At 34.3% G+C, this 10736-nt stretch carries 10 protein-coding genes; 6 read left to right on the top strand and 4 right to left on the bottom strand.

The features are described from left to right. A partial coding sequence (locus ACIQ6Z_RS07685) for an alkaline phosphatase D family protein (RefSeq protein WP_396210326.1) occupies window positions 1-464 on the top strand: 464 nt, incomplete at its 5' end. Here ACIQ6Z_RS07685 and ACIQ6Z_RS07680 read toward each other — a convergent pair. Further along, on the bottom strand, window positions 465-818 hold the full coding sequence (locus ACIQ6Z_RS07680; RefSeq protein WP_396210325.1) for a hypothetical protein: 354 nt from the start codon (window positions 816-818) through the stop codon (window positions 465-467). A gap of 46 nt (window positions 819-864) precedes the next feature. Then, window positions 865-1839 carry a polyprenyl synthetase family protein gene (locus ACIQ6Z_RS07675; protein WP_396210324.1) on the bottom strand — a complete coding sequence of 325 codons (975 nt, stop codon included), beginning with the start codon at window positions 1837-1839 and terminating at the stop codon, window positions 865-867. Between the two features lie 166 nt (window positions 1840-2005). Between ACIQ6Z_RS07675 and ACIQ6Z_RS07670 the strand changes: the two genes are divergently transcribed. The 4 genes from ACIQ6Z_RS07670 (at window position 2006) to ACIQ6Z_RS07655 (ending at window position 8699) form a co-directional block, all read left to right on the top strand. Continuing rightward, on the top strand, window positions 2006-2599 hold the full coding sequence (locus tag ACIQ6Z_RS07670; RefSeq protein WP_396210323.1) for a TetR/AcrR family transcriptional regulator: 594 nt from the start codon (window positions 2006-2008) through the stop codon (window positions 2597-2599). 11 nt (window positions 2600-2610) lie between these two features. After that, entirely contained in the window at window positions 2611-3951 is a 1341-nt protein-coding gene (locus tag ACIQ6Z_RS07665) for a TolC family protein (RefSeq protein ID WP_396210322.1), read from the top strand. Window positions 3952-3994: 43 nt separating this feature from the next. Beyond that, window positions 3995-5134, top strand: coding sequence for an efflux RND transporter periplasmic adaptor subunit (locus ACIQ6Z_RS07660; protein ID WP_396210321.1), 1140 nt, complete (start codon window positions 3995-3997; stop codon window positions 5132-5134). An 88-nt stretch (window positions 5135-5222) separates the two neighbouring features. After that, window positions 5223-8699, top strand: coding sequence for an efflux RND transporter permease subunit (locus ACIQ6Z_RS07655; RefSeq protein WP_396210320.1), 3477 nt, complete (start codon window positions 5223-5225; stop codon window positions 8697-8699). 72 nt (window positions 8700-8771) lie between these two features. Here the strand turns inward: ACIQ6Z_RS07655 and ACIQ6Z_RS07650 are convergent, their stop codons facing one another. Together ACIQ6Z_RS07650 and ACIQ6Z_RS07645 are read right to left on the bottom strand one after the other, a co-directional pair. Beyond that, window positions 8772-9119, bottom strand: a complete 348-nt coding sequence (locus ACIQ6Z_RS07650) for a toxin-antitoxin system YwqK family antitoxin (protein WP_396210319.1) — start codon at window positions 9117-9119, stop codon at window positions 8772-8774. A gap of 154 nt (window positions 9120-9273) precedes the next feature. Beyond that, the gene (locus tag ACIQ6Z_RS07645; protein ID WP_396210318.1) at window positions 9274-10272 is read right to left on the bottom strand and encodes a TlpA family protein disulfide reductase; all 999 of its coding nucleotides are present in this window, start codon (window positions 10270-10272) and stop codon (window positions 9274-9276) included. A 129-nt stretch (window positions 10273-10401) separates the two neighbouring features. Between ACIQ6Z_RS07645 and ACIQ6Z_RS07640 the strand changes: the two genes are divergently transcribed. Next, on the top strand, window positions 10402-10736 hold a 335-nt coding region (locus ACIQ6Z_RS07640), incomplete at its 3' end, for an OB-fold nucleic acid binding domain-containing protein (RefSeq protein WP_396210317.1).

Here is a 10736-nt window from a genome sequence, read left to right as displayed (position 1 = left end):
AGGAACAACTTGAATGGTTAATCGATGCGCTGTCTTCATCTAAGGCATCCTTCAAAATCATTGCTATTGGGGGTCAAGTGTTAAATACTGCCGCAAGATTTGAAAATTATGCGTGTTATAATGAAGAAAAAAAATATCTATTGGATCAAATTAAAGCGAACAACATAAAAGGCGTTGTATTTCTGAGCGGCGATAGGCATTTTACAGAATTATCTAAAATTGCTCTTACTGAAACTACCTCGATTTATGATTGGACCGTTTCGCCATTAACGTCTGGTATTGGCACATCCTATAAAGACGACATAAATACAAATAGGGTTGAAGGAAGTTTGTTTGCCGAAAACTGCTTTGGTATGATTTCTTTTTCTGGAAAAAAGGAGAAAAGACAACTTAAACTAACCTTATTTAACAAAGATGGCATAGAATTATGGCATAAAGTAATCTTAAAAAGTGAATTGGACTAATTAATACTTGTTCCGAAACCACACCTTTTGCCACTCTCGTTTGAGTACCAAAAAAGCAACTTGTTCGGATAATTCTACCAAATCAGAACCGTCTAATTTTTTGATCTGTTCTTCCGAAACGTCAATGATATACAACAAATTCAAATATTCGGCAAATTTGTATTGAATGAGTTTGTAGATTTTTTCTTGTACTAAATTTTTAAACTCAAACGGAAAAATACTCGCCGGGACATCTAAGGATTCATTTGCCAAAGCAAAATCTTTGTTGACCTGCTCAATCAATTTAAAGTACAAGGCTTCTTCTTCGGCTTGCGAAATTAATGCGTCAATATCTATTGGGTTTATAAAATTCATTTACAGTATTATTGACACATTATCAAATTAATAAATTGGCATATTGTTACACGTTTCTACCCATTAAACTCTCGCCAAAAGCTTTCAAAATAACTTTCTTTTCGGGCGAAATATCCATTTTATCCAAGGTGTCAAAAGCTTTAAAAGTATACTCTTGAATCGCTTTTTTGGTGGCTTCACTAGCACCCGACGCATTAAAAATACCGGTAACTGTAGTAATTTTTTCTTGATAATCTGTTGGCTGACTTGCAAATAAATGTGCCAATTGCTGTTGGGCTTCACTATTTGCAAATTCCATTGCCTTTAAATACAAATACGTTTTTTTGTTTTCAATAATGTCGCCTCCAACTTGTTTGCCGAAGGTTTCTGGATTTCCAAAAGCATCTAAATAGTCGTCTTGTAATTGAAAAGCAAGACCTAAATTCAAACCAAAATCATAGATTAAATTGGCGTTTTCATCGGATGTTTCGGCTACGATTGCTCCCATTTTCATTGCAGCGCCAACCAATACGGCAGTCTTGTATTCGATCATTTTTAGATATTCAGGAATCGTGACATCGTTTCGCAGCTCAAAATCAACATCATATTGCTGTCCTTCGCAAACTTCTAAAGCCGTTTTACTGAATAATTTTGCTAATTTTTGAAAGGTATCGGGTTTGTAATTTTCAAAGAATTGGTACGCTAGTATAAGCATCGCATCACCCGATAATATTCCCGTATTCAAATCCCATTTTTCATGAACGGTTTGATGGCCTCTGCGCAACGGGGCGTCGTCCATAATGTCATCGTGAATTAATGAAAAGTTATGAAATACCTCAATCGCTGTAGCAGCTGGCAGGGCTTTTTCACAATCGGAATTGAAAACTTCACTGGCCATTAAAGTCAAAACCGGTCGCATTCTTTTTCCACCTAACGACAAAATATAATGAATAGGTTCGTATAAATTTTTGGGCTCTTTCTGTGCCACAATTTGTAAAAAATGATCCTTCATTTTTTCTTGATAGTAGGAAACTGAATGCATACTGCTTAATTTTTGGCTAATTTACTTCAATAATCTGAAACGGAACAAATTAATCAACTGTTAAATTTACGTAAAAACTTTGGAAACTATTTTTGTGTTAATAGTTTCCGCTATATCTTTGCGACAAATTAAAAAACCAAATTTTACATTAGGACTTGATAAAATAATGAAAGACCAAATTTTACTAAAAGCAACAGATCTCTTTTTAACACTCGGTTTCAAAAGTGTTACTATGGATGATATTGCTACAGAAATGGGAATTTCAAAAAAAACAATTTACCAACATTTTAGTAATAAAGATCAGTTAGTAGAAGCCTCCACAATGCATTTGTTTGAAACCATTTCATGTGGAATTGACGAAATCTGTGCTTTGGAAAACAACCCTGTAGAAGAGTTATTTTTGATCAAAGATTTTGTCATGAAAAACTTAAAAAACGAAAGCGCTTCTCCTATTCATCAATTGCAAAAATATTATCCGAAAATTCATAAAACATTAATGATGCGACAATTTGAGAAAATGGGCGATTGTGTAATTGTTAATTTAGAAAAAGGGATAGAACAAGGGTTTTTTAGAAAAGAAATCAATACCGCTTTAATTGCACGCTTTTATTTTGCTGGAATGACCAGTTTAAAAGACACTGAAATATTTCATCCCGAAAAATTTCCTTCCTTGTCAACACAAATGATTTATTTAGAATATCATTTGAGAGGCATTTGTACCGAAAAAGGAATTCAAAAACTAGAGCAATTATTAAAATAGACTTATAATATATGAAACAAAAATTAACTGTACTCTGCCTTCTAATTGCTTCTTTGCTGTGGGCACAAGAAGCAAAAATTTCCTTTTCATTCACGTTAGAGCAAGCCATAGAGCATGCGGTGAAAAACAATTATTCTATGATCAACGCCAATAGAGATGTTACAGCGGCAAAAAAGAAAAAATGGGAAACAACAACCATGGGTTTGCCACAAATTAATGGATCGCTAAATTATCAAAATACGTTTGAATTTACCAAACAAGGAGCGGCGGCAAATGCATTTAATCCAGCAGCAGATCCAAACGATATTGTATTGCTAGCTTTTGGAACTAAACACGTAGCGATTGGAAATTTAACTTTGAGCCAATTGATTTTTGACGGTTCTTATTTAGTAGGACTTCAATCCGCTAAAACCTATTTACAAATTTCGGAAAACGCCAAAGTAAAAACGGGTCAAGAAATTAGAGAAATGGTCATCAATTCGTATGGGAATGTATTGCTAGCCGATGAAAGCATTAAAATCCTAGAAAACAATAAAAAAATTCTAGAAAAAACACTAGCTGATACTAAAGAAATCCTTAAAAATGGATTAATTGAAGAAGAAAATGTGGAACAACTTCAAATAACTTTAGCCAGTTTAAGCAGTTCGTTGGAAAATGTTAAACGACAAAAAAGAATTGCAGTAGATTTGCTAAAATTACTTTTGGGAATTGATTTAGAAGAAGAATTAATACTTACGGACCAGTTGAATACCTTGACCCAAAACAATATTGATTTAGCGTTGTTGAAAAAAGAATTTCAGGCAGAAAATACTATTGATTACCAAATCGGTAAAAACATAGAAAAAAGCAAACAATTACTACTAAAATTAGAACAGAGTAAAGCCTTACCTTCACTTGCCGCTCAGCTGAATTTTGGATACAATTCATTTGCGAATCAATTTGATTTTTTAAACAACACTCAAAAATGGAATAATTTTTCGAATGTAGGCGTTGGATTAAATGTCCCTGTATTCAGTAGTTTGGGGAGAAGCTCTCGCACACAGCAAGCTAAAATTGCTTTGGAACAAGCCAAAACTTCAGTAACCGAAACCGAACAAAAATTAAAATTACAGTTCGCAAAAGCAAAAAGCGATTATGAATTTAGCATTGAACAGTTGGCAACTTCCAAAAGCAATTTAAATTTAGCCGAACGCATAGAATCTAAAAATCAAATTAAATTCAAAGAGGGATTAGCTAGTAGTTTTGATTTAACCGAGGCCCAACGCCAATTATACAGTGCACAACAAAGTTATCTTCAAGCTATGCTTGACGTGATCAACAAAAAAGCAACCCTAGAAAAACTAGTAAATTAATTATTAAATAAAGTCAATATTTCACAAACATAACCATAAATTCATGAAAAAAATAATTATAATTACCGCCCTATACATAGCAGTTTTAGCCTGTTCTAAAAAAGAAAATGACGCAACTGTTGATCAATTAATTTCAAACAAAAATGTAGCAGCGCTACAAGACAAAAAAGCGACACTTCAAGCCGATTTATCCAAAATTGAGGAAGCTTTAGCGAAACTGGATGTTAAAAAGGAGGAAGCTTTAGTAACGACATCGACCTTAAAAGATACTGTTTTCAATCACTATTTAGAAGTTCAAGGAAATGTAAATACTAAGGAAAATATTGTAGTTCAGCCCGAATTTAGTGGTACGTTAACGGCTTTGTACGTAAAGGCAGGTCAACGCGTTACCAAAGGACAAATGCTTGGAAAAATTGATGACGCCGGAATGGGTCAGCAATTAGCAAGCATAGAAAACCAATATGCATTAGCCAAAACCACTTTTGAACGTCAAAAAAATCTTTGGGATAAAAAAATTGGTTCCGAAATTCAGTTTTTACAAGCGCAAGCACAAATGATCTCTGCTCAAAAAGCAGTAGCACAAATGAGAGCTCAAGTAGCTAAAACGGTTATACGCGCTCCTTTTTCGGGCACTATTGATGATGTATTTGTTGAACGTGGTCAAGTAGTGGCTCCCAATCCACAAGGATTGATGCGCATTGTAAATTTGTCCAACATGTATGTTTCTACAACCGTGCCGGAAACTTATATTGGAAAATTAAAACCTGGAACAGAAGTGGATGTGTTCTTAACGTCTTTAGGAAAAACCTATAAAGGAAAAGTGCGCCAGGTGGCTAACTTTATCAATCCAAACAACAGAAGTTTCGGAATTGAAGTAAGTGTGCCCAACCCCGATAATTTATTGCGTCCCAACCAAGTCGCTAAACTAAAAATAATAGATTACACTGTCAACAACGCCATTGTAGTGCCCACTAATGTAGTGCAAGAAGATGGTGAACATCAAAAGTTTGTTTTTATTGCAACTAATATAAATGGAACATCAGGTGTTGCGAAAAAAGTACTTGTAAAATTGGGTAAATCGTCTAACAATGTAACTGAAATTTTAAGCGGCTTAGCTGCAAATGATGTAATTATAACCGAAGGTGTAAATAACATTGCAGACGGAATGAAATTAAATTTCTAAAATATAATTGTTTTAAGTTTAAGGTTTCAAGTTGTTCTCAAAACGCTTAAACCTGAAACTTGAAACCTGAAACCTGAAACAAAAACATATGTCACATAAAAACAAAGAATTCGGAATATCGAGTTGGGCTGTAGACAATCGAGTTACAGTATATATCTTAACATTGCTTATTGTCATTACGGGTGTAATCGCTTACGTAACAATGCCTCGTGAAGATTTCCCAGAAATAATCGAAAATAAGGTATACATTTCTTCTGTTTTCCCAGGAAACTCAGCGGAAGACGTAGAAAAATTAATTATCAAACCCCTTGAGAAAGAAATTAAAAATATTTCGGGAGTTGAAAAAATAACATCCAATTCTTTCCAAGATTACGGAATGATCATTGTAGAATTTGCTGATAACATTACTATTGAAGACGCCAAAACTAAGATCAAAGACAAAGTTGATGTTAAAAAAGCCGATTCTGATTGGCCAAATCTAGACAACGGCAGTAAAGTGGAACCTAATGTGTTTGAATTAAACATTTCAGAGGAAGTGCCTATTTTGAACATCAACTTAAAAGGAAATTATACCACACAACAACTCAAAAAATATGGGGAATTGTTGCAAGATGACATCGAAGAAATTGCCGAAGTAAAAAAAGTGGACATTCTAGGAGTAGACGATAAAGAAGTCGAAATTGCCGTGGATATTTTCAAAATGACCGCTGCTCAGGTTTCATTTGACGAAATCCAAAACGCGGTGAAGTATGAAAACATGACCCTTTCGGGCGGGAATTTAATTTCGCAAGGCTCTCGAAATAATATTCGAATTGTTGGGGAAATTAAAGACCCTAAAGAACTGGAAAATATTATTGTAAAATCATTTGGAGGAACCGTTTACTTAAAAGACATTGCGGTTGTCAATTTTAAAGAAAAAGAAAAAACAACCTATGCCCGCGAAAAAGGGCAAGAAGTGGTGATGTTGAATGTTAAAAAACGTTCCAATCAAAACATGATTTCTGCCATTGAACAAGTAAAAGAAAAATTAGAAAAAGCAAAAGAATCCTATTTGCCCTCCAATTTAACAATTGAACTTTCTAATGACCAATCTTCGCGTGTAGAACATCAAGTAGATGAATTATCCAACCATATTATTTTTGGAATTGTATTGGTAATGATTGTCTTAATGTTTACCATGGGATTGCGAAATTCGCTATTTGTAGGAGCGGCCATTCCACTTTCTATGTTAATGGCATTTACCATTTTATCAGCTTTCGGATTAACCTTGAATACTATGGTATTGTTCGGATTGGTAATGGGATTAGGAATGCTCGTTGACGACGGAATTGTAGTAGTTGATAACGTATTTGCCAATATGAAAAAGGGCATGGACAAAGTTTCGGCTTCCAAAATTGGTATTGGCGAAATAGCGTGGCCTGTTATTTCTTCTACGGCGACCACCTTAATGGCGTTTTTACCTTTTGCTTTATGGCCTGGGACTATGGGTAAATTCATGAAATATTTTCCAATCACTTTAACGGTAACATTAACGGCATCATTATTTGTAGCGATGGTTGTAAATGCAGCTATGACTGGAGGTTCAATGGATACCGAAGATCGCAATGTTTCCAATAAATCGGCAAAACTATATACCGTACTATTCAGTGTTTTAGCTATTGTTTTTGTAACAATTGGTCACCTTACCGATACCACTGTTGCAAAAGCCATCGGACATTTAGCAATTATTTCTCTAGGATTAATGTGGTTGTATAAAATCAAATTGTACCAATGGACACAAGATTTTCAGCACAACTTTTTTCCAAAAATGGAAGAAAAATACAAAAATTTCTTGGCAAAAATTTTAACTGGAAAAAGAGCTTGGTTGGCATTAGTATCGATTATTGGAATGCTGTTTTTCTCATTTATTTTACTAGGAATTTTTCCAAGAAAAGTATTATTTTTCCCAGATAATATTCCAAATCAAGTCATTACGTATATCGAATACCCACAAGGAACCGATATTGCCAAAACAAATAAATCGACACTTTTTGTAGAAAAACAAGTAATTGCCATCTTAGAAAAATATGTGGATAAAGAAACCAATAAAAATTACTTAGCCGAAAGTATTGTTTCGCAAGTGGGTGTTGGTGCTGGAAATCCAAATGTAGATGCAGGTTCAGCTTCAGAAACGCCTTACAAAGGAAAAGTAACCGTAAATTTTTCGGAATACAAATTTAGAAGAGGTGTAAATACTACAGAAGTTTTAGATGAAATTCGTGCGAAAGTAAAAGGTATTGCAGGTGCAACCGTAACGGTAGAAAAAGACGCCAACGGTCCACCAGCTGGTTATCCTATTAGTATTCAATTAACAGGTATAGATTACCAAGAAATGTTGATAGAAGCTGATAAAATGATCGCTTACTTAAATGCTAAAAACATTCCAGGAATTGAACGATTGAGTGTTGATGTCAATAAAGAAAGTCCGGAATTAGAAGTAAAAGTAGATCGTGTAAGTGCGGGAAGCTTGGGTGTTTCCACAGGTCAGTTAGGATTTAATTTACGTCGTTCGGTGTATGGTCAGGAAATCTCTACGTATAAAGAAGGTGATGACGACTATAACATTACAATGCGCATGCAAGAAGACCAACGTAAGAATGAAGATGTATTGTTCAATCAATCGCTTACGTTTAGAAATCAGAACAATGGACAAATGATGCAAGTACCTATTTCGGCGGTATCAGAAACCCAAAAAACGACCACTTATAATCAAATCAAAAGAAAAAACCAGAAACGAATCATGACGGTTTATTCGAATGTATTAACCGGTTATAATGGCGATGAAATTACCAAGCAAATTGCTGCTGAGTTAAAAACCTATTCGTTCCCAAAAACAGTGAGTTATTCGTTTTCTGGGGTACAAGAAGAGCAAGGAAAAAATCAAAGTTTCTTATTGTATGCATTGTTCTTGGCGTTAGCAGGAATTACAATTATTATTGTACTTCAATTCAATTCGGTGTCTAAAACAATGGTAATTTTATTTACCGTACTATTAAGTTTTAGTGGTGTTTTCTACGGATATGTGATTGCCAATATGGATTTTGTGATCTTAATGACCATGATGGGAATTATCTCGCTAGCCGGAATTGTAGTAAAAAACGGAATTGTATTGATGGACTTCTTTGTACTCTTATTAGACAAAAAAGTAGCCGATCAGCAATTACAAAGCCATGATGATTTATCGTTAGCAGAAATAAAAGAAGTCATTATCGAATCGGGCAAATCACGTTTACGACCTGTATTATTGACAGCTTTAACGGCGGTTTTAGGATTAATTCCATTGGCTATCGGATTGAACTTTGATTTCTTCTCATTAATTACCGAATTTAACCCGCACTTGTATATGGGTGGAGATAACGTAATTTTCTGGGGACCGCTGGCTTGGACCATCATTTTCGGATTGACCTATGCTACAGTATTAACACTAGTTATGGTACCGGTCATGTTTTACTTGGTGAAACGTGTAAAGTATTGGTTACGCGATAGAAAAACTGCAAGACAAACCAATGAAGCTGCAAATGCTTAATCAATTGCACTTCACGCATAAAAAAAGTCCCGATAGCTATCGGGACTTTTTTTATTTTGGACGTACTCGTATTTATTTAGTAGCTAAATAACCTTTAGTAATCGTACTTACTGAAGCAATTCTGCTGTTTTCAAATGCCACTTTATTTGTAGTTGCCGTATTGTAAAAAGTCCAAGTTCCTACTTTTTCTCCTTGGTTATATTCACCAAAAGCTTGTTTAGTTCCGTCTTCATTATACGAAATCCATTTCCCATGAAGTTTTCCATTAAGATACGCTCCTTCTTGCTTCACTTGTCCATTATCATAGAAGTACGTAGCTTGAATCATATTACTGTCTACTGCCACAAATTTTGGTTGTACACCCTGAGCAAATAATACTCCAGAAACCAATAACATCAAATAAATCATTACATTTTTCATATACATTTGTTTTTTGGGTTAATAATTATGTAACAAATATATATATATATTTACAATAAAAAAACTTTTTGGTAACAATTTGGTAACATTGGCAAAAAAAGTATGAAAAAAAGCCAAAACTCAAGGCTTTGGCTTTCAGTATTTTATTGAAATTTTATTTTAACAACGTATCCAACAACTTAGATAATTCATCAGAAGAAGGTCTTGCTGCATCAGCTTTAACCACTTTTCCAACCGGATCAATTAACAAAAATCGAGGAATAGCATTGATACCAAAAGCTTTTATAAAATCTGAATTCCAGTTTTTATCGGCATACAATTGAACGCCGCCCAATTCCTTTTCCGTCACAAATTTTTGCCATTTCTCGTGGTCTTTATCTACATCAACCGAAATACTTACAAATTCAATATTTTTACCATGGTATTTTTCTTCTATCTTTTTCAAAAATGGAATCTCTGCTCTACAGGGTCCACACCAAGTAGCCCAAATATCTATATATACGTATTTCCCTTTTAAATCCTCTAATTTAGTGGTTCCGCCTTTGTGGTTCTCATAATTAAAGCTTGGAGAAGCAATCCCTTCGAGTTTCTTGGCTAGCGCTTTTTGCGTATAAAATTGTTGGAACATAAAAGCATCCTGCATGATTTTTGGCTTGTAAGCCGCTACAAATTTATCATAGAATCCAGAGCCCTCCAATAGCGCTAAATCTTCTGATTTCTTTTTTTCCAAAGCTGCTTTAAAAACCGCCTCATCTTTTTCTAACAAACTTTCAAGGCCTAGTTCAAAAGCTTCATCAGTAAGTGCTTTTTGTGCCAAATAATTGTTTTCTTTTTCTCCTTTTCCTTTGTAAACAATAGTTTCATCAAACGCTTTTGCATTCATATTCAAAAATAAAGCATCGCCATCTTTTAAATACATCATTGAAGATTCTGAACCGTCATTAAATTGATGAATGCCTTCTGTAATTTCAAAAGTTGCTTCAAAAACGCCTTGTTGGTTGATCGGAATAACCTGTTTGAATTTTTTGGGCCCATAAATGGTTAAAGTATCTGAATTACGATTCTCTATCTTTGCAGAAAAACTAACTTTACCTGGAGTTTGAGCAAAAGAAATACTACTCAATAACAAGAATAAAACTGTGATTTTTTTCATAATTAAATGTGTAAGGTTTTGGTAAAAATAACATAAAAATTACTATTCTGAAAAAATGAAGGAATATAATTGCGCCATTTAAATTAAACTTTTCTTTTTTGTTCTTACTTTTGTATAAAATTTAAAACAATGTACAGAAGTCATACTTGTGGCGCACTAAATGCCTCACATATCAATACAGAAGTTACCCTTGCAGGATGGGTGCAGAAATCGAGAGATAAAGGATTTATGATTTGGGTCGACTTGCGAGATCGATACGGAATTACGCAATTAATTTTTGACGAACAAAGAACCGATAAAGCGGTATTTAGTCGCGCGAAATCATTGGGTAGAGAATTTGTAATCCAAGTCAAAGGTACTGTTATTGAGCGTGAATCTAAAAACGCAAATATGGCTACTGGTGAAATCGAAATATTAGTCACCGAATTAAACATATTAAACGAAGCGCAACTTCCTCCCTTTAC

Origin of the sequence: Flavobacterium sp. (genome assembly GCF_044376915.1) — a bacterium.
Taxonomy (GTDB): domain Bacteria; phylum Bacteroidota; class Bacteroidia; order Flavobacteriales; family Flavobacteriaceae; genus Flavobacterium.
This window is presented reverse-complemented; position numbering and strand designations above follow the sequence as displayed.